Origin of the sequence: Mycobacterium aquaticum (assembly GCF_002086485.1) — a bacterium.
Lineage (GTDB): Bacteria > Actinomycetota > Actinomycetes > Mycobacteriales > Mycobacteriaceae > Mycobacterium > Mycobacterium aquaticum.
This window is the reverse complement of sequence record NZ_MVHF01000075.1, coordinates 1-23,349: the sequence shown is the minus strand read 5'-3', so window position 1 is coordinate 23,349 and position 23,349 is coordinate 1. Positions and strand designations below refer to the sequence as shown.

22 protein-coding genes, 1 other RNA gene and 1 pseudogene are annotated in these 23,349 nt (G+C 67.5%); 12 read left to right on the top strand and 12 right to left on the bottom strand.

Annotated features, from left to right (window positions below; genetic code table 11):
* From sucB to BST13_RS37330, 5 genes are all read left to right on the top strand, one after another.
* The coding region (gene sucB, locus BST13_RS37350; protein WP_083171131.1) for a 2-oxoglutarate dehydrogenase, E2 component, dihydrolipoamide succinyltransferase at positions 1-787 on the top strand (787 nt) is incomplete at its 5' end.
* A gap of 5 nt (positions 788-792) precedes the next feature.
* On the top strand, positions 793-1,701 hold the full coding sequence (locus BST13_RS37345) for a TIGR01777 family oxidoreductase (RefSeq protein WP_083171129.1): 909 nt from the start codon (positions 793-795) through the stop codon (positions 1,699-1,701).
* A gap of 23 nt (positions 1,702-1,724) precedes the next feature.
* On the top strand, positions 1,725-2,399 hold the full coding sequence (gene lipB / locus BST13_RS37340; protein WP_083171127.1) for a lipoyl(octanoyl) transferase LipB: 675 nt from the start codon (positions 1,725-1,727) through the stop codon (positions 2,397-2,399).
* Positions 2,400-2,403: 4 nt separating this feature from the next.
* Positions 2,404-3,348: a lipoyl synthase gene (gene lipA / locus BST13_RS37335; protein ID WP_083171125.1), complete on the top strand. Its 945-nt coding sequence runs from the start codon at positions 2,404-2,406 to the stop codon at positions 3,346-3,348.
* A 4-nt stretch (positions 3,349-3,352) separates the two neighbouring features.
* Positions 3,353-4,105: a DUF4191 domain-containing protein gene (locus tag BST13_RS37330; protein WP_083171124.1), complete on the top strand. Its 753-nt coding sequence runs from the start codon at positions 3,353-3,355 to the stop codon at positions 4,103-4,105.
* Between the two features lie 78 nt (positions 4,106-4,183).
* On the opposite strand, the gene BST13_RS37325 is transcribed toward BST13_RS37330, so the two are convergent.
* Positions 4,184-4,672, bottom strand: a complete 489-nt coding sequence (locus BST13_RS37325; protein WP_170064381.1) for an RDD family protein — start codon at positions 4,670-4,672, stop codon at positions 4,184-4,186.
* A 145-nt stretch (positions 4,673-4,817) separates the two neighbouring features.
* On the opposite strand from BST13_RS37325, the gene glnA reads away from it, so the two are divergent.
* From glnA to BST13_RS37310, 3 genes are all read left to right on the top strand, one after another.
* Positions 4,818-6,254, top strand: coding sequence for a type I glutamate--ammonia ligase (gene glnA, locus BST13_RS37320; RefSeq protein WP_083171122.1), 1,437 nt, complete (start codon positions 4,818-4,820; stop codon positions 6,252-6,254).
* Positions 6,255-6,396: 142 nt separating this feature from the next.
* Complete coding sequence (gene dtd / locus BST13_RS37315) at positions 6,397-6,828, top strand: D-aminoacyl-tRNA deacylase (protein WP_083171120.1); 432 nt, start codon at positions 6,397-6,399, stop codon at positions 6,826-6,828.
* A gap of 32 nt (positions 6,829-6,860) precedes the next feature.
* Positions 6,861-7,292, top strand: coding sequence for a DoxX family protein (locus BST13_RS37310; protein WP_083171118.1), 432 nt, complete (start codon positions 6,861-6,863; stop codon positions 7,290-7,292).
* On the opposite strand, the gene BST13_RS37305 is transcribed toward BST13_RS37310, so the two are convergent.
* The 7 genes from BST13_RS37305 to BST13_RS37275 form a co-directional block, all read right to left on the bottom strand.
* Positions 7,289-8,146, bottom strand: a complete 858-nt coding sequence (locus BST13_RS37305; protein WP_083171116.1) for a TIGR03619 family F420-dependent LLM class oxidoreductase — start codon at positions 8,144-8,146, stop codon at positions 7,289-7,291. The two genes, BST13_RS37310 and BST13_RS37305, sit on opposite strands and share 4 nt — an antisense overlap.
* Positions 8,143-8,772, bottom strand: a complete 630-nt coding sequence (locus BST13_RS37300; RefSeq protein WP_083171114.1) for a PaaI family thioesterase — start codon at positions 8,770-8,772, stop codon at positions 8,143-8,145. The genes BST13_RS37305 and BST13_RS37300 overlap by 4 nt, the downstream gene beginning before the upstream one ends.
* 51 nt (positions 8,773-8,823) lie before the next feature.
* Entirely contained in the window at positions 8,824-11,808 is a 2,985-nt protein-coding gene (locus tag BST13_RS37295) for a bifunctional [glutamine synthetase] adenylyltransferase/[glutamine synthetase]-adenylyl-L-tyrosine phosphorylase (protein ID WP_083171112.1), read from the bottom strand.
* Positions 11,809-11,818: 10 nt separating this feature from the next.
* Positions 11,819-13,159: a glutamine synthetase family protein gene (locus BST13_RS37290; RefSeq protein ID WP_083171110.1), complete on the bottom strand. Its 1,341-nt coding sequence runs from the start codon at positions 13,157-13,159 to the stop codon at positions 11,819-11,821.
* Between the two features lie 62 nt (positions 13,160-13,221).
* A complete protein-coding gene (locus BST13_RS37285; RefSeq protein WP_083171108.1) occupies positions 13,222-14,739 on the bottom strand; it encodes an alpha/beta hydrolase in 1,518 nt (505 codons plus the stop codon).
* An 87-nt stretch (positions 14,740-14,826) separates the two neighbouring features.
* On the bottom strand, positions 14,827-16,341 hold the full coding sequence (locus BST13_RS37280; protein WP_211296282.1) for an alpha/beta hydrolase: 1,515 nt from the start codon (positions 16,339-16,341) through the stop codon (positions 14,827-14,829).
* Between the two features lie 66 nt (positions 16,342-16,407).
* On the bottom strand, positions 16,408-17,739 hold the full coding sequence (locus tag BST13_RS37275) for a WS/DGAT/MGAT family O-acyltransferase (protein ID WP_425437107.1): 1,332 nt from the start codon (positions 17,737-17,739) through the stop codon (positions 16,408-16,410).
* A gap of 219 nt (positions 17,740-17,958) precedes the next feature.
* Here BST13_RS37275 and panB point away from each other — a divergent pair, with 219 nt between their 5' ends.
* On the top strand, positions 17,959-18,795 hold the full coding sequence (panB, locus tag BST13_RS37270; protein WP_083171102.1) for a 3-methyl-2-oxobutanoate hydroxymethyltransferase: 837 nt from the start codon (positions 17,959-17,961) through the stop codon (positions 18,793-18,795).
* 6 nt (positions 18,796-18,801) lie between these two features.
* On the opposite strand, the gene BST13_RS37265 is transcribed toward panB, so the two are convergent.
* On the bottom strand, positions 18,802-19,587 hold the full coding sequence (locus BST13_RS37265) for an enoyl-CoA hydratase/isomerase family protein (protein ID WP_083171100.1): 786 nt from the start codon (positions 19,585-19,587) through the stop codon (positions 18,802-18,804).
* Between the two features lie 11 nt (positions 19,588-19,598).
* Positions 19,599-20,279, bottom strand: coding sequence for a TetR/AcrR family transcriptional regulator (locus BST13_RS37260; protein ID WP_083171098.1), 681 nt, complete (start codon positions 20,277-20,279; stop codon positions 19,599-19,601).
* A 117-nt stretch (positions 20,280-20,396) separates the two neighbouring features.
* On the opposite strand from BST13_RS37260, the gene BST13_RS37255 reads away from it, so the two are divergent.
* Positions 20,397-21,878: a CYTH and CHAD domain-containing protein gene (locus tag BST13_RS37255; RefSeq protein ID WP_083171096.1), complete on the top strand. Its 1,482-nt coding sequence runs from the start codon at positions 20,397-20,399 to the stop codon at positions 21,876-21,878.
* A gap of 4 nt (positions 21,879-21,882) precedes the next feature.
* Here BST13_RS37255 and rnpB read toward each other — a convergent pair.
* Positions 21,883-22,265: RNase P RNA component class A (gene rnpB, locus BST13_RS37250), an RNA gene on the bottom strand.
* A gap of 28 nt (positions 22,266-22,293) precedes the next feature.
* Here rnpB and BST13_RS37245 point away from each other — a divergent pair.
* On the top strand, positions 22,294-22,731 hold the full coding sequence (locus BST13_RS37245; protein ID WP_083171094.1) for a helix-turn-helix transcriptional regulator: 438 nt from the start codon (positions 22,294-22,296) through the stop codon (positions 22,729-22,731).
* A 52-nt stretch (positions 22,732-22,783) separates the two neighbouring features.
* Positions 22,784-23,203 (top strand): VOC family protein, encoded by a 420-nt coding sequence (locus BST13_RS37240; protein ID WP_083171092.1) that lies wholly within the window; start codon positions 22,784-22,786, stop codon positions 23,201-23,203.
* Here BST13_RS37240 and BST13_RS40080 read toward each other — a convergent pair.
* Positions 23,200-23,349 (bottom strand): annotated as a pseudogene (locus BST13_RS40080) (HNH endonuclease); the annotation flags it as partial. The gene BST13_RS37240 and the pseudogene BST13_RS40080 overlap by 4 nt on opposite strands.

The window sequence follows — 23,349 nt, the reverse complement described above, 5'->3', positions numbered from 1 at the left end:
CGCGGCAGCAGCACCCGCCGCAGCAGCACCCGCCGCGGCGACACCGGCACCGGCGTTGGCACACCTGCGCGGCACCACCCAGAAGGCCAACCGGATCCGGCAGATCACCGCCAAGAAGACCCGCGAATCCCTGCAGGCCACAGCGCAATTGACGCAAACCCACGAGGTCGACATGACCAAGATCGTGGCGCTGCGGGCCCGCGCCAAGGCCGACTTCGCCGAGCGCGAAGGGGTCAACCTCACCTACCTGCCGTTCATCGCCCGCGCGGTCATCGACGCGCTGAAGATCCATCCCAACGTCAACGCCAGCTACAACGAGGACACCAAGGAGATCACCTACTACGACGCCGAGCACCTCGGCTTCGCGGTCGACACCGACCAGGGCCTGCTCTCCCCGGTGATCCACAACGCCGGTGACCTCTCGCTGGGTGGGCTGGCCCGCGCCATCGCCGACATCGCCGCGCGCGCCCGCTCGGGCAACCTAAAGCCCGACGAGCTCTCCGGCGGCACCTTCACCATCACCAACATCGGCAGCCAGGGCGCCCTGTTCGACACCCCCATCCTGGTTCCGCCGCAGGCGGCGATGCTGGGCACCGGCGCCATCGTCAAACGCCCACGGGTGATCTCCGATGCCTACGGCAACGAATCCATCGGCGTGCGCTCCATCTGCTACCTGCCGCTGACCTACGATCATCGCCTCATCGACGGCGCCGACGCCGGACGCTTCGTGACCACCATCAAGCGTCGGCTTGAGGACGGTGCTTTCGAGGCCGACCTGGGGCTCTGACCTACGTGGACACTGCTGTCGTTGCGATCGCGGGGTCCTCAGGTCTGATCGGCTCGGCACTGACGTCGGCGTTGCGTGCCGCCGATCATCGGGTGCTGCGAATAGTGCGCCGGGCACCGTCCAGTGCCGACGAGCTGTTCTGGAACCCGGACACGGGTGAGTTCGACGCGGGCGCGCTGCGCGGTGTCGACGCAGTGGTGAACCTGTGCGGGGTCAACGTCGGGCAGAAACGCTGGTCGGGTGCGTTCAAGCAGAGCTTGCGCGACAGCCGGATCGGACCCACCGAGGTGCTGGCCGCCGCGGTGGCCGATGTCGGGGTGCCGGTGCTGGTCAACGCGAGTGCGGTGGGCTATTACGGCAACACCCGCGATCAGGTCACCGACGAGTCAGCACCGGCGGGTCGCGGCTTCCTGGCCCGGTTGTGTGAGGACTGGGAAGCCGCGACCGCTGCCGCCGCCGACGCCGGGGCCCGGGTGGTGTTGATGCGCACCGGTCTGGTGCTGGCGCCTGCAGGCGGCTTGCTGGCCCGGTTGAAACCACTGTTCTCGTTCGGCCTGGGTGCGCGACTGGGCAACGGGCGTCAGTACCTGCCGTGGATCAGCCTGGAGGACGAGATCCGGGCCGTGCTGTTCACCATGTGGACCGAGTCGATGTCGGGGCCGGTCAACCTCACCGGTCCGGCGCCCGTGACCAACGCGGAGTTCACCGCGGCGCTGGGCCGGGCCGTCAACCGTCCGACCCCGATGATGGTGCCGGGTTTCGCGCTGCGCACCGTGCTGGGCGAGTTCGCCGACGAGGGTCTGCTGGCCGGGCAGCGGGTCATCCCCGCAGCGCTTGAGCGCGCCGGCTTCGAGTTCCACCACCACACCGTGGGTGAAGCGCTCGCCTATGTCACCGCCCCCAAGGACCTGTGACGAATACGAGTAGCGTCAACCGTGTGATATCGATTCGCACAGCTGATTCGGCCGTCGAGGTGCGCCGGCTCGGCACCATCGACTACCTGTCGGCATGGCAATTGCAGCGGGAGATCGCCGAAGCGAGGATCGCAGGCGGCCCCGACAGCCTGCTGTTGCTTGAGCACCCGGCCGTCTACACCGCAGGCAAACGCACCGAACCGCACGAGCGCCCGGTCGACGGTACGCCCGTCGTCGACACCGATCGCGGCGGCAAGATCACCTGGCACGGTCCCGGTCAGCTGGTGGGTTATCCGATCATCGGCCTGACGGAACCGCTCGATGTGGTGAATTTCGTTCGGCGCCTTGAGGAAGCGCTCATCGCGGTGTGCGGTCAGTTCGGCCTCACCACCGGGCGGGTGGCCGGCCGCTCCGGGGTGTGGGTGCCTGCTGACGCCCGCGGTCCGGCCCGCAAGGTGGGTGCCATCGGCATCCGGGTGGCCCACGGAACGACGCTGCACGGCTTTGCGCTGAACTGTGACTGCGACCTGTCGGCGTTCTCGTCGATCATTCCGTGCGGCATCGCCGACGCCGGCGTGACGTCGCTGACCGAAGAACTGGGACATCACGTCGGGGTCGACGACGTCATGGACCGGGTGACCGCATCGGTGTGCGACGCACTGGACGGCCGGCTGGAAGTCGCTCTGAACGTAGGATGAACCAGTGAGTGTTGTGCCAGAGGGTCGGAAGCTCCTTCGCCTCGAAGTCCGTAATGCGCAGACGCCGATCGAGCGTAAGCCGCCGTGGATCAAGACCCGCGCCAAGATGGGCCCCGAGTACACCGAACTCAAGGGCCTGGTGCGCCGCGAAGGCCTGCACACCGTGTGCGAGGAAGCCGGCTGCCCCAACATCTTCGAGTGCTGGGAGGACCGCGAAGCCACCTTCCTCATCGGTGGCGAGCAGTGCACCCGGCGGTGCGACTTCTGCCAGATCGACACCGGCAAGCCCGCCGAACTCGACCGTGACGAACCGCGCCGGGTCGCCGAGAGCGTGCAGGCGATGGGCCTGCGCTACTCCACCGTCACCGGCGTGGCCCGCGACGATCTGCCCGACGGCGGCGCCTGGCTCTACGCCGAGACCGTCCGCCAGATCAAGGCACTCAACCCTCACACCGGCGTCGAGTTGCTCATCCCCGACTTCAACGGCATCACCGAACAGCTGGCCGAAGTCTTCGACTCCCGCCCAGAAGTGTTGGCGCACAACGTCGAAACGGTGCCACGCATCTTCAAACGGATCCGTCCCGCGTTCCGCTACCAGCGCAGCCTCGACGTGATCACCGCGGCCCGCGACGCGGGTCTGGTCACCAAATCCAACCTGATCCTGGGCATGGGCGAAACCATCGAGGAGATCCACACCGCCCTGCGCGACCTACACGAGGCCGGCTGCGACATCGTCACCATCACCCAATACCTGCGGCCTTCCCCGCGGCATCATCCGGTCGAGCGGTGGGTGCACCCCGACGAGTTCACCGCCCTGTCGACCTACGCCGAAGAACTCGGATTCGCCGGTGTCCTCGCCGGACCCCTGGTCCGTTCGTCCTACCGGGCAGGCAAGCTCTACGCACAGGCCGCGCGGCTACGTTTCCCAGCACAACCCCCCGTATCCTGATCCAATGGCGAAATCCCGCAATGCCGCGGAAACCAAGGCGGCAAAGGCCGAGGCGAAGGCGGCCCGCAAGGCGGCCTCCAAGCAGCGTCGCAGCCAGCTGTGGCAGGCCTTCCAGATCCAGCGTAAAGAGGACAAGCGGCTGCTGCCGTACATGATCGGCGCATTGGTGCTGATCGTGGCGGTGGCCGTGGCGGCGGGCATCCTCCTCGGCGGTATCAGCATGTACACGCTGCCGGTGCTCGGCATCGTGCTCGGCTTGCTGGTGGCGTTCATCATCTTCGGCCGCCGCGCGCAGAAGTCGGTGTACCGCAAGGCCGAAGGCCAGACCGGCGCCGCCGCCTGGGCACTGGAGAACCTGCGCGGCAAGTGGCGCGTGACCCCGGCCGTCGCCGCGACCGGACACTTCGATGCCGTGCACCGCGTCATCGGCCGCCCCGGGGTGATCTTTGTCGGCGAGGGCTCCCCTTCGCGCGTCAAACCGCTACTGGCACAGGAGAAGAAGCGCACGGCCCGGCTGGTCGGCGAGGTCCCGATCTACGACATCGTGGTCGGCAACGGCGAGGGCGAGGTGCCCCTGGCCAAGCTCGAGCGGCACCTGTCGAAGCTGCCCGCCAACATCACCGTCAAGCAGATGGACTCGCTGGAGTCGCGGCTGGTCGCCCTCGGTTCCAAGGCCGGTCCGGGCGCGGTGCCCAAGGGCCCGTTGCCTGCCTCGGCGAAGATGCGTGGAGTGCAGCGCAGCGCCCGCAGGCGCTGACGTAGCTTCCCGCCGAGCGTGAACAAGATCGCGAGAATTCTCGAAAATCTCGCGATCTTCTTCACATTCACCGAAGAGTTAGCGACGCAGCACTGCCGTGAACGTGACGCGGTCGTGCAGACCGCGTAGATCACTGTCGGTAACGAGCGGCGGGATGACGAGGGCGATCAACAGCACCCGTACCAGGGCGCGCCCGATCCCGACCTTGTCCCGGCCGTCGGTGCCAGCCACCACGAGGCCCAGCGCGAGCTGACCCGGGGTGAACGAGAACAGTCGGACCGCCACGGTGCCGAGCACGATCCAGATCACCATGACCGCCGTCGACAGGGTCGCCAGCGAGATCAGGCCGGAGGCCAGGGCCAGGCCCGCCAGTCCGTAGGCCACGAGCCAGTCGACACAGAGTGCGCCGACGCGCCTGCCGGTCCGCGCCAGCGAGCCGGGGCCCGATTCGGGCAGGCCGAGACGTTCTCCGGGGTACTTGCTGGATCCGTCGTCCTTGCGGTCGGAGCCGTCACCGGAATCGAACGGTCCGGGACCTGACAACCAGCTCCCCATCGTGCGGGCCATGCTGTCAGGATAGGCGGGCCCGCATTGTGACCTCAGCTCACCATCAGGGGCGATTGCGTAACCTCAGCGCAACATGCGCTTGATGATCGCGCAACATCGTGTCCTTAGCGTCAACCCGCGGGTTACCAGTAAAGGAGAACACTCAGTGGCAGAAAAGACGTCCGACGACATCTTCAAGCTGATCAAGGACGAAAACGTCGAGTACGTCGACATTCGCTTCTGCGATCTGCCCGGCGTCGTCCAGCACTTCTCGATCCCGGCGACGGCGTTCGACGAGAGCGTCTTCGAAGACGGCCTCGCGTTCGACGGCTCCTCGGTGCGCGGCTTCCAGTCGATCCACGAATCCGACATGATGCTGCTGCCCGATGCCGACACCGCGCGCATCGACCCGTTCCGCGCCGCCAAGACGCTGAACCTCAACTTCTTCGTGCACGACCCGTTCACCCGTGAGGCGTACTCGCGCGACCCCCGCAACGTCGCCCGCAAGGCCGAGAACTACCTCGCCAGCACCGGGATCGCCGACACCTGTTTCTTCGGGGCCGAGGCCGAGTTCTACATCTTCGACTCCGTGGCCTTCGATTCGAAGATGAACGGCACCTTCTACGAGGTCGACTCCGAGTCGGGCTGGTGGAACAGCGGTGAGCCGTTCGAGGCCGACGGCAGCGCCAACCGCGGCTACAAGGTCCGTCCCAAGGGCGGCTACTTCCCGGTGGCGCCGTACGACCACTACGTCGACCTGCGCGACGAGATGGCGACCAACCTGATCAACGCCGGGTTCACCCTCGAGCGTGGTCACCACGAGGTGGGCACCGCCGGCCAGGCCGAGATCAACTACAAGTTCAACACGCTGCTGCACGCGGCCGACGACGTGCTGTTGTTCAAGTACATCATCAAGAACACGGCGTGGCAGAACGGCAAGACCGTCACCTTCATGCCCAAGCCGCTGTTCGGTGACAACGGGTCCGGCATGCACGCCCACCAGTCGCTGTGGAAGGACGGCCAGCCGCTGTTCCACGACGAGTCCGGCTACGCGGGCCTGTCCGACCTGGCACGGCACTACATCGGCGGCATCCTGCACCACGCCCCGTCGCTGCTGGCGTTCACCAACCCGACGGTGAACTCCTACAAGCGTCTGGTGCCCGGCTACGAGGCCCCGATCAACCTGGTCTACAGCCAGCGCAACCGCTCTGCCTGTGTCCGTATCCCGATCACCGGCAACAACCCCAAGGCCAAGCGCCTGGAGTTCCGCTGCCCCGACAGCTCGGGTAACCCGTACCTGGCGTTCGCGGCCATGCTGATGGCCGGCATCGACGGCATCAAGAAGAAGATCGAGCCGCTGGCCCCGGTCGACAAGGACCTCTACGAGCTGCCGCCGGACGAGGCCGCCAACATCCCGCAGGCCCCGACCTCACTGGCCGCGGTGATCGACCGCCTCGAAGAGGACCACGAGTACCTCACCGAGGGTGGCGTGTTCACCGAGGACCTGATCGAGACCTGGATCTCCTACAAGCGGGAGAACGAGATCCTGCCGATCCAGATCCGGCCTCACCCGTACGAGTTCGCGCTGTACTACGACGTGTAAGTCGGCTCGCCGACGCGACGTGTAAGTCGGCTCGCCGACACGACGTCTAAGTCCTAGCGCGAGAAGACGCTTGCGTCCCCCAAAACTCCGGTTTTGGGGGACGCTTGCGTCTTGTCGGCGTCCGAGTCTGCACAATCGACGCATGCGAGTTCTGGTGCAGCGGGTGACGTCGGCGAGCGTGACGGTCGACGGCGAGGTCGTCGGTGAGATCGAGCCGGCCACACAGGGTCTGGTCGCCTTGGTCGGTGTCACGCACGACGATGACACCGCCAAGGCCCGCAGGATGGCCGAAAAGCTTTGGCAATTGCGGATTCTCGACGACGAGCGGTCCGCGTCGGACGTCGCGGCGCCGATACTCGTGGTGAGCCAGTTCACTCTGTATGCCAATACCGACAAGGGTCGGCGGCCGTCCTGGAACGCCGCGGCGCCGGGGCCGGTCGCCGAACCACTTGTGACCGAATTCACCGAAGCGCTCACGGCTCTCGGGGCGACCGTGCAAACAGGGGTTTTCGGTGCGGATATGCGGGTGCATCTTGTCAATGACGGACCGGTAACGGTGCTTTTGGAGCTCTGAGCTTCCGGCGGGCAACAGCGTATGGTCTTCGCATGACGACCAACCTGGACACCCGACTGAGTGCCGTCTCCCCCGCGGTAATCAGCCTGTTCCGCATAGTGTTCGGCCTTCTGTACACCATCCACGGCGCACAGAAGTTGTTCGCGTGGCCGGTCGGCATGCCGGACGACGCGGGCAACCTCGTGGGCTCGGCGGTGCCGGTGGGCACGTGGCCCTACTGGTACGGCGGCCTGCTCGAATTCGTTCTGGGCCTGCTGATCCTGACCGGTTTGTTCACCCGCATCGCGGCGTTCATCGCCTCCGGCGAGATGGCGTTCGCGTACTTCACCCAGCATCAACCGAAGGGCCTGTTGCCCATCCAGAACGGTGGCGAGCTCGCCGTGCTGTACTGCTTCGGTTTCTTCCTGCTGGTGTTCATCGGCGGTGGCGCCTACGCGCTCGATGCAGTACGTAGAAAGCGCTAGTCGAGCGCCAGATCCTTACGGAAGCGCTTCAGCCCGTCGATCTTCTCGGCGAGCGTGCAGTCGAGGCCGGTGTAGAACGCCCACGGCATCGTCAAGATGTGGGTGATCCCACCGGCCTCGGCGCGCTCGTAGCCGGCAACGGTCAGGGCGTCGGTCAGTGGCGTGATGACGGTGAAATCGTCCATCGACAAATCGGATTCGGCCCGCAGCTCACGTAGCCGGGCCACCGAGGCCAGGGCGCGCTCGGTGGAGATCAGGTCGCCGATCCAGCCGTCGTTCCGCGCGGCCCGACGCAGGGCCACGTCGCTGAGCCCGCCGACGTAGATCGGGATGTGCGGCGGCGACGGTTCCATCTCCAGCCGCGGCGTGGTGTAGAACTCTCCGGAGAATTCGGTCCAGCCCGGCGCCCAGAGTTCCCGCATCAGCGTCAGCATTTCGTCGGTGCGCTTGCCGCGTCGCTCGAAAGGCTGCCCGACCAAGTCGAATTCATCGCGGCACCAGCCCACACCCACACCCAGCTCGAGCCGCCCGCCTGCCAGAAACGCTGCGGTACCAATGGCTTTCGCCGCCGCGTAGGGATCGCGCATGGCGGGTATGTAGACCGTGGTCACGAATTTCAGCCGTGTGGTGGCCTGTGCCAGTGCGCCGACCAGCACCCACGGATCGGGCCAGTGGGTGAACGGTTGCCAACGGCGTTGCCCGTCCCGCGTATACGGATACGGCGTCGAGAGCGACTCCAGGTTGACGATGTGATCGGGAATCCCCATCCCGTCGTAGCCGAGATCGTCTGCAGCCTTGGCGATCTCGACAAGCTCCGAGGTGTCGAGGAAGCCGGTCGCCACATAGAACCTCATCCGGCGTCGCGCGCCCACGCCGGTGTGATGAAGACGCCCTCCGCCTCGACCGTGACGCCGTCGGCGTCGATCAGCCGACCGCGCGCGAAGGTCTTCACACCCTCGATGCGGTCCACGGAAGCCTCGGCGCGCAGCGGCCCCAGCGGGGTGCCGCGAAGATAGCGGCACGTGATGGTGCCGGTATAGCGGGGTTGCGCCAACGCGCCGCTGGCGACTTCGCCGAGAACGTGGTCGAGCACCAGGGCGCAGATGCCGCCGTGCACCCATCCCAGCGGACCCTCATAGGCCGCACCGAGGGTGAACTCGCTCCAGCAGGTGCCGTCGTCGGAGTGGTGGATGGTCAGCGGCGGGGCGACGGCGTTGCGCAGCCCCACCACCGGGTTGGCCCACACCACCGGGCGGCCCGTCTCGCCGTGGATCATGGCCATGGGCCCGTCGCGCTGCTCACGGCGCAGCGATTCGGTGACCGCTTCGATCGCGGTGGTGGCCTCTGCGATGGCGTCCGCATCGACGCCGGTGCGGATGCTGGCATCGAGCAGCCCTCGCACAGCCTGTGCCAACGGCTCGTAGAGCGCCTGCAGCCGGTCGTGCTCGTCGGCGGTGACGATGTCGAACGTGGGGTTCATAGACATCCTTACTAACACCACCGTGGCGGCCTGCGTGCCGCGGGGCCGAAATCAGCCGCCGAAAACCTTCCGGACGACCGTCTTGGCCCGACGCGTCACCCGAAGATAGTTGTCCAGGAATTCGCCGCCGTCGTCGTTGCCCCAGCCGGCCGCCAGGGCGACCGCGTTGAGCTGTCTGCCGGGCCCGGGCAGCTGATCGGTCGGCTTGCCCCGGACCAGCACCAGAGCATTGCGAGCCCGTGTCGCGGTGAGCCAGGCTTCCCGGAGCAGGTCCACATCGGCTTCGGATACCAGCTCGGCCCCGCCGATCGCGTCGAGCGCCTGCAGGGTCGAAGTGCTGTGCAGCGCAGGGACTTTGTGTGCGTAGCGCAGCTGCAGCAGCTGCACGGTCCACTCGATGTCGGCCAGCCCGCCGCGGCCGAGCTTGGTATGCGTGTTGGGGTCGGCCCCGCGGGGTAACCGTTCGGCATCGACCCGGGCCTTGATGCGCCGGATCTCCTGGACTGCCTCCGCCGACACCCCGCCCTCGGGATAGCGCGTCTTGTCGGCCATCAGCTCGAAGCGTTCGCCGAGTTCGAGGTCGCCCGCCACGCGGTGCGCCCGCAGCAGCGCCTGGATCTCCCAGGGCCGCGCCCACTGCTCGTAGTACACCTCGTAGGAGGCCAGCGTGCGGACCAAGGGACCGTTGCGGCCCTCGGGGCGCAGCCCGATGTCGACCTCGAGCGGCGGGTCGGCGCTGGGTATTCCGAGCAGCGCGCGCACCTGTTCGGCGATGCTCACCGACCACTTGACGGCCACCGATTCGGCGGTGTCCCCCACCGGTTCGCAGACGAACATGACGTCGGCGTCCGAGCCGTAGCCGAGCTCGCGGCCGCCGAGCCGGCCCATCCCGATCACCGCGATGCGCGCGGGCACCCCGGATTCGGGGGTGTTGGCACGGATCACCGCGTCCAGCGCGGCCTCCAGCACCGCGACCCAGATGGAGGTCAGGGCATTGCAGACATCTGTCACGTCGAGCAGGCCCAGCACATCGGCCGACGCGATACGCGCCAGTTCGCGGCGGCGCAGGGCACGTGCGGCCGCGATGCCACGCACCGGGTCGGCGTGGCGGCCGGCGGAGGCCACCAGCGCGCCCGCCACGCTGTCCGGGTCGCCCTCAAGCAGTTTCGGCCCGGAGGGTCCGTCGGCGTAGAGCCGGATCACCTCGGGGGCGCGCATGAGCAGTTCGGGGATGTAGGCCGAGGTGCCGAGCACCTGCATCAACCGTTTGGCGACGGCACCTTCGTCGCGCAGGGTCGAGAGGTACCAGCGCTGCTCGGCGAGTTCCTCGCTGATCCTGCGGTAGGCCAGCAGCCCAGCGTCGGGATCCGGTGTGTCCGAAAGCCAGTCCAGCAGGGTCGGCAACAGCACCTGCTGGACGCGGCCGCGGCGTCCGTTCTGTCCGGTGAGCGCAGCCAGATGGGTCAGCGCGCTCTGCGGTCCTTCGTAACCCAGTGCGGCGAGCTGACGTTCGGCCGCTTTGGTGCTCATCCCTGCGCCGATGCCCAGCGCGGGATGGCCGACGGATTCCAGCAGCGGTTGGTAGAACAGCTTGGCGTGCAACCGCGAGACGCGCATGCTCTGGCGCTTGAGCTCCTCGCGCAGCACGCCTTGAGCGTCGTGTGTGCCGTCGGGACGCACGTGCGCGGCCCGAGCCAGCCAGCGGTAGGCCTCGTCGTCGCTGTCGTCGGGCAGCATGTGGGTGCGTTTGAGCCGCTGCAGCTGCAACCGGTGCTCCAGCAAGCGCAGGAACTCGTATGACGCCGTCATGTTGGCGGCGTCGTCACGTCCGATGTATCCGCCTGCGCCCAGCACGGTGAGGGCGTCGACCGTCGATCTCACGTGCAGCGAATCGTCGTTGCGGCCGTGCACCAATTGCAGTAGCTGCACGGCGAATTCGACGTCGCGCAGGCCGCCGGTGCCCAGCTTGAGTTCGCGGGCGCGCACTCCGGCGGGTACCAATTCCTCGACTCGCCGCCGCATGGCCTGCACTTCGGAGACGAAGTCCGCACGCTCGCACGCTGTCCACACCATCGGCATCAACGCCTCGGCGTACGCCTTGCCCAGCTCCGGGTCCCCCGCGGCCGGGCGCGCCTTGAGCAGGGCCTGGAATTCCCACGTCTTGGCCCAGCGCTGGTAGTAGGCGATGTGCGAGTCCAACGTGCGCACCAGCTGGCCCTGCTTGCCCTCGGGCCGCAGCGCCGCGTCGGCCTCGAAAAAGGCGTCCCCGGCGAACCGCATCGTCTCGCCGGCCACCCGGGTCGCCATCGTCAGGTTGGGGTCGTCGGTGTCGTCGCCGACGAAGATGATGTCCACGTCGCTGACGTAATTCAATTCGCGCGCACCGCATTTGCCCATCGCGATGATCGCCAGTCGCGGTGTCCGGCCGTCTCCGCACACCACCCGGGTCGCAACGGTCAGCGCAGCGTCGAGCGCGGCATCGGCCAGATCGGACAGGTGTGCGCCGACGGTGATGAACGGCAGCACCGGCTCGTTCTCCACCGTCGAGGCGACGTCGGCGGCGGCCAGCACCAGCAGCCGGTCGCGGTAGAGGTCTCGCAGTGGCGGCACGGCTGAGCTTGCGCCCCTGGCGATTTCGGCCTTCTCGGCGGCTGTGGTGAACATCTCGCGCAGGTCGTGCGCACTGGGGAGCTCGACGTCGCCTGCGAGCAGCCGCCACGACTGCGGATGTGCCACAAGATGGTCGCCGAGGGCCACCGAGGACCCGAGCACGCCGAACAGTCGGCCGCGCAGCGCGCGGTCGGTGAGCAGTTCGGCGTTCAACTCCTCCCAGTCGGCACCGAGCGCGTCGCGTAGCCGCTCCATCGCCAGCAGGGCGATGTCGGCATCCGGGGCGCGCGACAGCGACCACAGCAGTTCGACGTGTGCGTCGGTGTTCCAGCCAAGCCGATCCAGCAGCGCCGGCGCCTGCGGCTGCACCAGGCCGAGCCTGCCGACACTGGGCAGCTTCGGGCGTTCGGTAGCGGGTTTGGCCACGTGGTGAACGTTACAGCGACAGATACGTCTTGAGCTCGTAGGGCGTGACGTTGCTGCGGTAGACCTCCCACTCCGCACGCTTGTTGCGCAGGAAGTAGTCGAATACGTGCTCCCCCAACGCTTCTGCGACCAGCTCGGAGCTCTCCATGGCCTCCAGCGCATTGCCCAGGCTGGACGGCAGCTCGCGGTAGCCCATGGCGCGGCGTTCCTCGGGGGTCAGGCTCCACACGTTGTCCTCGGCCTGCGGCCCCAGCACGTAGCCCTTTTCGATGCCGCGCAGCCCGGCCGCCAGCAGCACCGCGAACGCCAGGTAGGGGTTGCACGCCGAGTCGGGGCTGCGCACCTCGATGCGCCGCGACGAGGCCTTGCGCGGGGTGTACATCGGCACGCGTACGAGTGCCGATCGGTTCGCGGCACCCCAGGACGCCGCGGTGGGCGCCTCGTAGCCATGCACCAGGCGCTTGTAGGAGTTCACCCACTGGTTGGTCACGGCGCTGATCTCGCTGGCGTGCTCGAGGATGCCCGCGATGAACGACTTGGCCACATCGGAGAGCTGCAGCGGGTCGTCGGGACTGTGGAAGGCGTTGGTCTCACCCTCGAAGAGGCTCATGTGGGTGTGCATGGCCGAGCCCGGGTGTTCCTTGAACGGCTTGGGCATGAACGACGCTCGCACGCCGTCGGCCAGCGCCACCTCTTTGACGACGTAACGGAACGTCATCACGTTGTCTGCCATGGACAGTGCGTCGGCGTAGCGCAGGTCGATCTCCTGCTGGCCCGGCGCGCCTTCGTGGTGGCTGAATTCCACCGAGATGCCCATCTGCTCCAGGGCGTCGATGGCGTGGCGGCGGAAGTTGGGCGCGGCGTCGTGCACGGCCTGGTCGAAATAGCCGCCGTTGTCGGCGGGGATGGGCACGCTGCCGTCGTTCTCGCCCGGCATCAGGAGGAAGAACTCGATCTCGGGGTGGACGTAGCAGGAGAAGCCGAGGTCGCTGGCCTTGGCCAGCTGGCGGCGCAGCACGTGGCGGGAGTCGGCCCACGACGGCGAGCCGTCGGGCATGGTGATGTCGCAGAACATGCGCGCCGAGTAGTGCTGCCCGTTGCTGGTGGTCCAGGGCAGCACCTGGAAGGTGGAGGGGTCGGGCCGGGCTACCGTGTCCGATTCATAGACCCGGGCAAACCCTTCGATCGACGAGCCGTCGAATCCGATGCCCTCCTCGAACGCGCCCTCCAACTCGGCGGGCGCGATGGCGACCGACTTGAGGTATCCGAGGACGTCGGTGAACCACAGCCGGACGAACCGGATGTCGCGTTCCTCCAGCGTGCGCAGCACGAATTCCTTCTGGCGGTCCATGACCGCAGCGTAGGCATCGGCTGTTAAATCTGTGTTACGGCGCTAAAACGGTTGGGCAGAGCTCAGCACTGCAGACCGTTGGCCGGCGACACCTGATCCACGAAGAACCGCAGCACGGACGTGTCCACGCAGGCGTTGCCGTTGAACACCACGGTGTGCTGAGAACCGTTGAACGTCACCAGCGCCGCGTCCAGCTGGCGCGCCAAGTCCACCCCCGCCTGGTACGGCGTCGCGGGGTCCCCGGTGGTCGACACGACGACGATGCGGCCCGGCCCGGGGCCGTGCACCGCGTGCGGGGTCGACGTCGGCGGCACGGGCCACAGGGCGCAGATGTCGCGTGGCGCGTAGCCGGTGAACTGGCCGTAGGACAGGAACGGCGCCACTGCCCGGATGCGCCTGTCGGCATCGGCCCATACCGCCGGATCGGTCGGGTATTGCGCGTCCACACAGCGGATCGCGGTGAACGCGTCCTGCAAATTGGCGTAATGGCCGGAACTGTCGCGGTGCTGGTAGTCGTCGGCGAGCAGCAGGAGATCGCCGGGGTCGGTGCCGCGCTGCAGCCCGAGCAGGCCGCTGGTGAGGTAGAGCCAGTACCGCGCCGAGTACAGCGCGTTCCCGGTACCGGTGGTGGCGTCCTGGTAGCTCAGACCACGGGGGTCCGACGTCGCTGCGGGATGCTGCAACAGCGGGTCGACGAGTTGGTGGTAGCGGCCGACGAACTGGGTGGGGTCGGTGCCCAGCGGGCATCCGGTCGATTGCGCGCAGTCGGCCGCGTAGGCATCGAAAGCCTTTTGGAAACCGGCCATCTGGCGGATGTTCTTGGTGATGGGGTCCAGGCTCGAGTCGACGGCGCCGTCGAGCACCATGGTGCGCACGCGGTCGCCGAACCGTTCGGCGTAAGCCGCACCCAGTTGGGTCCCGTAGGAGAACCCGAGGTAGTTGATCTGCTGCTCGCCGAGCGCCGCACGCACGGCATCCATGTCGAGCACCGTTGACGCGGTACCGATGTTGGCCAGGAACGGCGCTCCCATGCGGTCGAGGCATTGCTGGGCGAGCTGTCGGTACAGCCCTTCGATCTGCGCCACCCCGGCCGGGCTGTAGTCGGCCATCGGTTCCCGCCGGTAGGCGTCGAACTCGGCATCGGTGCGGCAGCGCAGCTCCGGGGTGGAGTGCCCGACGCCGCGTGGGTCGAATCCGACCAGATCGAACCGCCGACCGATATCGGTGTCGGCCAGCGCCGCACCCATTCCGGCGACCGTGTCGACGGCGGATGCGCCCGGGCCTCCCGGGTTGACCATCAACGTGCCGATCTTCTCGCCGCTGGCAGGAACCCGGATGACGGCCAATTGTGCTTGTGCGCCTTGCGGATTCGCCGCGTCGTTCCAATCGATCGGCACGGTGACGGTGCCGCATTGAGCGGTCGGGATCGACGACGTGTCGACCCACGCTGCACAGCTGCCCCAGACCGGCGGCTGCCCGTACGGCGTCTCGGCCGCGCCCTCGGGGGTCGCGTTGGCGACGGGGCAGGCCATCGCGAGCACCACTGCCAGCACTGCTCCCACCCACCGCACGGCTGACATGTTCGCACACCGCAGATCGGCGAAACGCGGCCGACACCGAGCGGAGATCGGTCGGCAACCGGACGGTGACCTAACCGGCCCCGAAGATCAGCAGCGAGAGTCCGGCGGCGGCAGCTTCACATCGACCAGATAGGTCGCGGCGATGTCGTCGACGCACTTGTTGCCCTGGAACACCACGGTGTGCTGGGTACCGTCGAAGGTCAGCAGGCCGCCGCCGAGTTGCTGCGCGAGATCCACCCCCGCCTGATACGGCGTGGCCGGATCGTTGGTGGTCGAAACCACCAGCACCGGAGGCAATCCCGCGACGGAGATCTTGTGCGGTGTGCTCGTCGGCTTCACCGGCCAGAACGCACAGGTGCCCAGTGGGGCATGCCCGGTGAAATCGCCGTAGCTCATGAACGGGGCGACCTCACGCAGCCTGCGGTCCTGCTCGACGACTTTGGCCCGGTCGGTGATCGCGGGCTCGTCGACACAGTTGACAGCCACCCGCGAATCGGTCGAATTGTTGTAGTGCCCCTTGGCATCTCGGCCCATGTACAGGTCGGCCAGCGCCAGCATGAGATCTCCGTTGCCGTTCTTGATGCCCGTGAGCGCATCGGTGAGATGGCGCCACAGGTTCGGCGAGTACAGCGGCAGGATGGTGCCGACGATGGCGTCGCTGTAGCCGAGTCCGCGCGGGTCCTTGGTCTTCGCCGGGTTCTGGACCAACGGGTACACCAGGCTCTTGTACACCTCGGTGGCCTTGGCCGGATCGGTGCCGAGCGGGCAGTCCGAGCTCTTGGCACAGTCGGCGGCGTAGTCGTCGAAGGCTTTCTGGAACGCCGCGGCCTGGCGGATGTCGGCCTCGAACGGATCCGCGTTCGGGTCGACCGCGCCGTCGAGGATCATCGCGCGCACCCGCTGCGGGAACTGCTCGGCGTATTCCGAGCCGATCCGCGTCCCATACGAGTAACCCAGGTACGTCAGCTTGTCGTCACCCAGCGTCGCGCGGATGGCGTCGAGGTCCTTGGCGACGTTGTTGGTTCCGATGTTGGCCAGGAAGTCGATGCCCATCTTGTCGACACAACGCTGGACGAACGCCTTGGTCTCGGTTTCCAGGTGAGCCACGCCCTCGGGGGTGTAGTCCACCGTCGGGTCGGCGCGCAGCCGGTCGTTGTCCTCGTCGGAGTTGCACCACAGCGCCGGATTGGACAGGTTCACCCCGCGCGGATCGAACCCCACCAGGTCGAAGCGCTCCCGCACCGATTGGGGCAGGCTCGGCACCAGCGACACCGCCGATTCGACGCCGGATTCACCGGGGCCGCCGGGGTTGATCACCAGCGAGCCGATCTTCTGCCCGGTCGCCGGGAACCGGATCATCGCGATCTGCAGGACGTCACCGTCGGGCTTGCTGTAATCGACCGGCACCGACAAGCGCCCGCATTCGGCCCCCGCCGGGATGTTGACGTTGTCCCCCGACCCTGCTGAGCACGGCAGCCACTGCACAGGCGTGCCGGGCCTGGGCATCGCGACCCGGGCCCGACCGTCGATCACCTGGGTACAGCCCGCGACCGCCAGCACCGCGACCGCCAGCAGGGCGCCGACGGAGAACCTGAGCTTCATGGCACCACATGCTGCCATGACGGCATATCGTCGCAGGCCGGGCCCACTGGTCGACAACTCGCGGCGCTACTTTGCCGCCTGCACCAGCTCATCGAGCGCCACTGCGAAGTCGTCGGCCATGTCCCACAGGTCGGGCAGCAATTCGGGGCAGGCCACGATGCCGACATCGAGCGAGCCGGTCAGCGACATCACCGTGATGTTGAGCCCCGAGCCGTGGAAGATGGGGCCAAGCGGGTACATGGCCTTGACCTCCGAGCCCAGGAAGTACAGCGGCACCTGCGGGCCCGGCACGTTGGAGATCACCAGGTTGTGCACCGGCTTGGCGCCCGAGAGCCGACTGGCGGCGTATACCCGCATCGCCACGCCGAACACCGCGGGCGCGGCGAACTGCGTCCAGTCCTGCAGCAGCGTCGCGCCGATCGCCGAACTATGTTGTTTGGCAACCGAATTCGCTGCAGCGATGGCACGCAGTCGCTCGACCGGGTCGGCGATCTGGGTTTCCAGCTTGGAGAACATGCCCGAGACCTGATTGCGGCCGGGCCGATCGGAGCGGTCGTGCACCGACACGGGCACCATGGCCACCAGCGAACTGTCCGGCAACTCGCCGCGGTCGCTCAGGAATGTCCGCAGCACCCCGGACACCAGCGCCATCACCACGTCGTTGACCTTGACGTCGAAATGGTTCTTCACCAGCTTGATGTCCTCGAGGTCGAGCTGGGCGAATGCCACATTGCGATGGCCGGTGATATTGGCGTTGAACGGGGTCTTCGGCGCGGCGAAGGGAGCTGCCATGGTGAGCCCGGCGCGGGCCCGCTTGACCGTGTCGACCACCGAAGACACCGTGGTGGGCAGCACGTTGGCCAGCTTGAGCGGCCGCGTCACGAACTTCACCGCCCCGCTGAGCGCGATCTCCAGCTCCGACGCGCCGCCCACTCCGTCCACGGGCTCCGGTGCCGGCGCGTCAGGTTCGGTGCTGCACAGCTGCGACATCAGGTTCGCTCCGGTCACCCCATCCACACCGGAGTGGTGCACCTTGGTCATCACCGCGATCCGGCCGCCCGCGTGCGCGTCGGTGCCCGCTACGTTCTCGATGACCCACATCTCCCACAGCGGGCGGCTGCGGTCCAGCGACAGCGACGCGATGTGCCCGCAGATCTCGGACAGTTCGACCCGGCCGCCCGGCGCAGGCAACCCGATGCGGTGCAGATGCCGGTCGACGTCAAAATCCTTGTCCTCCACCCACACTGGGTGGTCGAGGTTCAGCCGGCTGTCGGCAAGCTTCTCCCGGAACTGCGGCATCGCCTTGATACGCAAGGCAAGTGCGTCACGCAGCCGGTCGAACGTGTAACCGCCCGGCATGGTCGAGGTGTCGAGTTCGAGGATGGAGCACACGTGCATCGGCTGGGCGGCCGTTTCGAGGTAGAGGAAGCTGGCGTCGAGTCCGCTGAGCCGTTGCATGCCGCTGATCGTAGGTCCGCCCGGCTCAACTGTGAGGAAATCCACTCAACCGCGTCTTTTACCTTCGTCGCCGCGGGTGGCAGACTGACAAACGTCAGACGAACCCGGGGACCGCACAGCGGCCTCGAGGCTTCGAACCGACCGTCACGAGGGACAACGATGTCTGAACAAGCTGTATACGGTGCTGCCGACGACAAGCCCCGCACCAAAGTCCGCACTCTTACGCTCCAGAAGTGGAAGAACGAAGGCCACAAATGGGCGATGCTCACCTGCTACGACTACTCCAGCGCGCGGGTCTTCGACGAGGCGGGCATCCCGGTGCTGCTGGTCGGCGATTCCGCGGCAAACGTGGTGTACGGATACGACACCACCCTCCCGATCTCCATCGATGAACTGATCCCGTTGGCACGCGCCGTGGTCAAGGGCGCACCGCATGCATTGGTTGTCGCCGACCTGCCGTTCGGCAGCTACGAGAGCAGCCCGACGCAGGCACTCGCGACCGCGACGCGGTTCATGAAGGAGACCGGCGCCCAGGCCGTGAAGCTGGAGGGCGGCGAACGGGTGGCCGAGCAGATCGCGACGCTGACCCAGGCAGGCATTCCGGTGGTGGCCCACATCGGGTTCACGCCGCAGAGTGTCAACGGGCTCGGCGGATTCCGGGTGCAGGGCCGCGGCGACGCGGGCGATCAGACCATCCACGACGCGATCGCGGTGGCCGAGGCCGGGGCGATCGCGGTGGTGCTGGAGATGGTGCCCGCCGAACTGGCCACGCAGATCACCGGCAAGCTGACCATTCCCACGGTCGGCATCGGCGCGGGACCCAACTGCGACGCCCAGGTGCTGGTGTGGCAGGACATGGCCGGGCTCACCTCCGGCAAGACCGCCAAGTTCGTCAAGCGATTCGGCGATGTGGGCGGCGAACTACACCGTGCCGCAACGCAATACGCGAATGACGTGGCGGCCGGGGTGTTCCCGGCCGACGAGCACAGCTTCTGATTCCCGTCAGGCGAACTCGGCCCTGCGCTTGGCGAGGAAGGCATCGACGCCTTCCTGCCCGTCGGCCGAGTCCGCCTGTGCGGCGATGAAGCGGCCCTCCGCCTCCATCTGCTCCTCCAGGCTGTTCTTCAGCGAGGACAGCAAGAGCGTCTTGACCGCGCCGTTGGAACCGGCCGATCCGGAGGCCATCTGCTCGGCCACAGCGGTGGCCCGGTCGGCCAGATCGGCATCGGCGACAACCTCGGTCACCAAACCCCATTCCAGTGCCTGCGCTGCCGACAGCGTGCGGTTGGTCAGCATGAGTTCCTGAGCCCGGCGGATGCCGATCAGCCGCGGCAGGTAGTACGAGGAGCTGCCGTCCGGGCTCAGTCCCACCTTGGTGTAGGCCATCGTGAACGACGCCGATTCGGCTGCCAGCACCAGGTCACCGGTCACCGCGATGCTGAAACCCGCACCCGCCGCGGTGCCGTTGACGGCGGTGATCAGCACTGCGTCCATCCGCGCGAACGTCGAGATGGCGCGGTGCAGGTCGTCGGCGACGCCCTTGATGAAGCGGCCCCGCGAAGGCGCGGTGGCGAAGGCCTTCAGATCGCCTCCCGCGCAGAAGAACCGGCCTGCCCCCGTGAGCACGACGGCCTTGGTACCTGCACTGTCGCAGCGCCGTGCCGCATCGGCGAGCTCGCGAGTCATGGTGTCGTTCATGCCATTCGCGGCGTCCGGACGGTTCAGCGTGATGCGTGCGACGGCACCGGACTGCTCGAAGGTGATGGCGTCGTAGGAGGACTCGGTCACGGACCGTGACTCTATCGGGCCGGCGCCTGCACCCCGAGCCTGGCTGCTGTGCGCTCGACCAGCGTTGCGTTCTCGCCCGTGAATCCGAGCACCCGCAACGCTCCGGCGCCGATCACCCACGGCTGCCCCTGCGGCGCCACGACGTCGTCGGAACGGCTGTTGATCACCGACTCGACCAGACGGAACGGCAGGTCGACGGCGTCGGCCGGGCCGTCGCATTCGGCGATCACCGCGGCCGACAACCTCTGATAGAGCTGCCGCAATTCGGCGCGACGGCGCCGGAACGGCTCGAACCGGTCGGTCCGCAACTCGGGCAGCAGGTAGAGCGCCCCGAGATTCCAGCGTCCGCCACATAGCTGCATGGCGTCGGCGACCACCAGGGCATGCAGCCGCGGTGCCGCAGGCCCCGCCTCCCCCAGCAAATCGGAAGCCAACTGCAACGGCTCATCGACAGTTCCGGCCAGCAGCGCGTCGAGGATGTCGTCCTTGGTCGCGAAATGGTGGTAGAGCGACGCCTGCCGCACCCCGACTGCGTCGGCAATGCGACGGGTGGACGTGCTGCCGTAGCCGTGGTTGGTGAACAGTTCCGCCGCCGCGTCGAGGATCTCCTCGCGCGCGGTCCGGCCCGGCCGCCGCGGCTGCTCGAGCCGAGGGCGGCCGCGTCCGGAGCCGCCCAACGCCGCGGTGCTCATCGGCACATTGTGGCACCGGGCGTCGTCGTCTCCCCCGCAATGCGGCGCGCCTCGGCGCAAACGCCGCAATATGGCAGGCTTATGGCATCCCGATTCCGGTGCACAGCGAAGGTGAATATGGCCCCCAAGAAACCGACCCGGCACACCGAGGTCGAGCGGAAGTTCGAGGTCACCGAGTCCACCGTTGCGCCGTCGTTCGCTGGGTTGTCGGCCGTGGCACGGGTCGAGCGGGCGCCCGAACAATTGCTTGACGCGGTGTATTTCGACACGCCGAACCGGGACCTCGCCGCCCACCGGATCACGCTGCGCCGCCGGACCGGCGGCACCGACGCGGGTTGGCATCTGAAGCTGCCCGCCGGCCCGGACGCTCGCACCGAGGTGCATTCTCCGCTCGGACTTTCCGACGACACGATTCCCGAGGAACTGCGCGACATCGTGCTCGCGATCGTTCGGGACAAGTCGTTGTCGCCCGTCGCGCGGATCACCAATCGACGCAACATCGACGTGCTCTACGGGCAGGACGGCACGGCACTGGCCGAGTTCTGCGACGACCAGGTGACCGCGTCCGCCGAGGGCGGTGACGAACAACAGTGGCGCGAATGGGAACTCGAGCTGCTCGCGCAGCCCGCGCCCGACCTGATGGACCGGCTCGCCAATCGGCTGTTCGACGCGGGAGCGGCGCCGGCGGGGCATGGCTCGAAGCTGGCCCGGGTCTTGGACACGGCCGGCGACGCCGCAGAGGCTCCGGCTACCCCAACGGACCCGATCCATCGGGCCATCGCCGAGCAGATCGACCAGCTGCTGGTGTGGGACCGCGCGGTGCGTGCCGACGCCTACGATTCGGTGCACCAGATGCGCGTGACGACCCGCAAGATCCGCAGCCTGCTGCAGGAATCCAAGGACGCGTTCGGCCTCGCCGACGACGGTTGGATCCTCGACGAGCTGCGCACGCTGGCCGCGGTGCTGGGCGTCGCCCGGGACGCCGAGGTGCTGGCCGAGCGCTATCAGCGTGCCCTCGACGCGCTGCCTGCCGGGCTCGTGCGGGGCCCGGTGCGCGAGCGCCTGGTCGACGGCGCCAACCGCCGCTACGCCGCAGGGTGGAAACGCGCCCTGTTGGCCATGCGTTCGCAGCGGTACTTCCATCTGCTGGACGCGCTGGAGCAGCTCGTGGTCGCCGAGCCGCCCGCGAAGGCCGGCGAGGAGCGTTCCCCGCTGACCATCGACTCGGCCTACAAGCGAGTCCGCAAGGCCGCCAAGGCCGCTGCCGCGGCTGCCGACCCGAAGCACGACGACCATGACGAGGCGCTGCACCGCATTCGCAAGGGCGCCAAGCGGCTTCGCTACACCGCGGCGGCCACCGGAGATACCAAGGTGTCGGAGCGCGCCAAGGTCATCCAGACACTGCTCGGCGACCACCAGGACAGCGTGGTCAGCCGCACCCACCTCAGTGCGCAGGCCGAAGCCGCGCACACCGCCGGCGAGGACACCTTCACCTACGGCCTGCTGTACCAGCAGGAGGACGATGTCGCGCAGCAGTCGCGCGCGCAGCTCGACGACGCGCTCAAGCGGCTCGACAAGGCGGTCCACAAGAGCCACTAGTGGGCGAACGAGTTGGCCGGTAAGCCGGATTCTGTTCCTCGCCGGGGGTACCGGCGAGGCGGCGACCATCCATCTGGACACACCGTTGCCGGGTGCCTCAAGCGGCCTACCCGCAGGCTCGGGCGAGCAACCCTCAAACGCCTGCGCGGCCGCAACCAGGTTGCGGCCTTCTTGGCCTTGCTTCGGGTGGGGTTTGCCTAGCCACCCCGGTCACCCGGGGTGCTGGTGCGCTCTTACCGCACCGTTTCACCCTTACCATTGCTGGCGGTCTGTTTTCTGTGGCACTTTCCCGCGAGTCACCTCGGATTGCCGTTAGCAATCACCCTGCTCTGTGAAGTCCGGACTTTCCTCGACACCTGTCGGTGCCGCGGCCGCCTGGCCAACTCGTTCGCGCAGATCACCGTACTCTCAAACCATGCCGCGGGTACCACCGGCCCGTTATCTGCAGCGGGCAAAAGACCTGGCCGACGCCCGTTATGCCGATCCGATCACGGTCGACGATCTTGCCGCGGCTGCCGGGCTGTCGCGCGCGCATTTCTCGCGGATGTTCACCCGCACTTTCGGCGAGTCGCCCAGGGCCTATCTGCAGTCCCGCCGGCTGGAACGGGCCGCGGCGCTGCTGCGCAACACCGATCGCTCGGTCGCCGACATCTGCGTGATGGTCGGGCTGCAGAGCGTCGGGTCTTTCACCAGCAGTTTTGCCCGGGTATACGGCAAGCCGCCTGCTGCTTACCGGGCGAGTCTGCCGCCGGCGCTGCTGCGCGCCCCGGTCCCCAGTTGCATCCTCGCGCGGGACACCAGGCGGTTGCCGGTGGGTCGGGGCAATACAGCACACCGCACGCGAGGACGATAAACAGCACATCGGAAGAAGACGAGCGAGGAACGGCGCCCGTAGCGTCGGGCCCATGATGAAAATTGCTTGTACACACCTGTGGGTTCACGACCAGGAAGTCGCACTGAAATTCTGGACCGACCAGGTCGGCATGGAAGTGCGCGAGGACGTTTCGTTCCCCGAAGAGATGGGCCCGTTCCGGTGGCTGACGGTCGGCCCACCCGGGCAGGACGACGTGAGCATCGTGTTGATGGCGGTGCCCGGCGAACCGTTGATGGATGACGCGACGCACAAGCAGGTGCTGGATCTGACAGCGAAGGGCTTCGCCGGGACGGTGTTCCTCACCACCGACGACGCGCACGCCAGCTACGAAGAGTTGACCGCACGCGGGGTCGAATTCACCGAGGCACCGCATCAGATGCCCTACGGCATCGACTCGGGGTTCCGCGATCCATCAGGGAACAGCGTGCGGTTGACCCAGCGCACCGACTAGGCCGCGGGAGCGCAGCGTGCGAGTGTGATCGCGACGTGTAGTTCGGTCGCGCTTTCGTAGAGTTCGACGGGGCCCGGGGGTGGCGGGGCGGTCGAGCGGTAGTGCGCGCCGGTGGGGGTGACGAATTCGGCGGTGTGGACCCCGTT

Coding starts and splice junctions, on each gene's coding strand:
- BST13_RS37285 (WP_083171108.1), bottom strand. CDS start 14,739: ATGTCAGCCGTGCGGTGGGTGGGAGCAGTGCTGGCAGTGGTGCTCGCG.
- BST13_RS37245 (WP_083171094.1), top strand. CDS start 22,294: ATGCCGCGGGTACCACCGGCCCGTTATCTGCAGCGGGCAAAAGACCTG.
- BST13_RS37325 (WP_170064381.1), bottom strand. CDS start 4,672: ATGGCCCGCACGATGGGGAGCTGGTTGTCAGGTCCCGGACCGTTCGAT.
- BST13_RS37310 (WP_083171118.1), top strand. CDS start 6,861: ATGACGACCAACCTGGACACCCGACTGAGTGCCGTCTCCCCCGCGGTA.
- BST13_RS37240 (WP_083171092.1), top strand. CDS start 22,784: ATGATGAAAATTGCTTGTACACACCTGTGGGTTCACGACCAGGAAGTC.
- BST13_RS37275 (WP_425437107.1), bottom strand. CDS start 17,739: ATGCACGTGTGCTCCATCCTCGAACTCGACACCTCGACCATGCCGGGC.
- panB (WP_083171102.1), top strand. CDS start 17,959: ATGTCTGAACAAGCTGTATACGGTGCTGCCGACGACAAGCCCCGCACC.
- BST13_RS37280 (WP_211296282.1), bottom strand. CDS start 16,341: ATGAAGCTCAGGTTCTCCGTCGGCGCCCTGCTGGCGGTCGCGGTGCTG.
- BST13_RS37290 (WP_083171110.1), bottom strand. CDS start 13,159: ATGGACCGCCAGAAGGAATTCGTGCTGCGCACGCTGGAGGAACGCGAC.
- BST13_RS37260 (WP_083171098.1), bottom strand. CDS start 20,279: ATGAGCACCGCGGCGTTGGGCGGCTCCGGACGCGGCCGCCCTCGGCTC.
- BST13_RS37305 (WP_083171116.1), bottom strand. CDS start 8,146: ATGAGGTTCTATGTGGCGACCGGCTTCCTCGACACCTCGGAGCTTGTC.
- dtd (WP_083171120.1), top strand. CDS start 6,397: ATGCGAGTTCTGGTGCAGCGGGTGACGTCGGCGAGCGTGACGGTCGAC.
- BST13_RS37330 (WP_083171124.1), top strand. CDS start 3,353: ATGGCGAAATCCCGCAATGCCGCGGAAACCAAGGCGGCAAAGGCCGAG.
- BST13_RS37255 (WP_083171096.1), top strand. CDS start 20,397: ATGGCCCCCAAGAAACCGACCCGGCACACCGAGGTCGAGCGGAAGTTC.
- BST13_RS37300 (WP_083171114.1), bottom strand. CDS start 8,772: ATGAACCCCACGTTCGACATCGTCACCGCCGACGAGCACGACCGGCTG.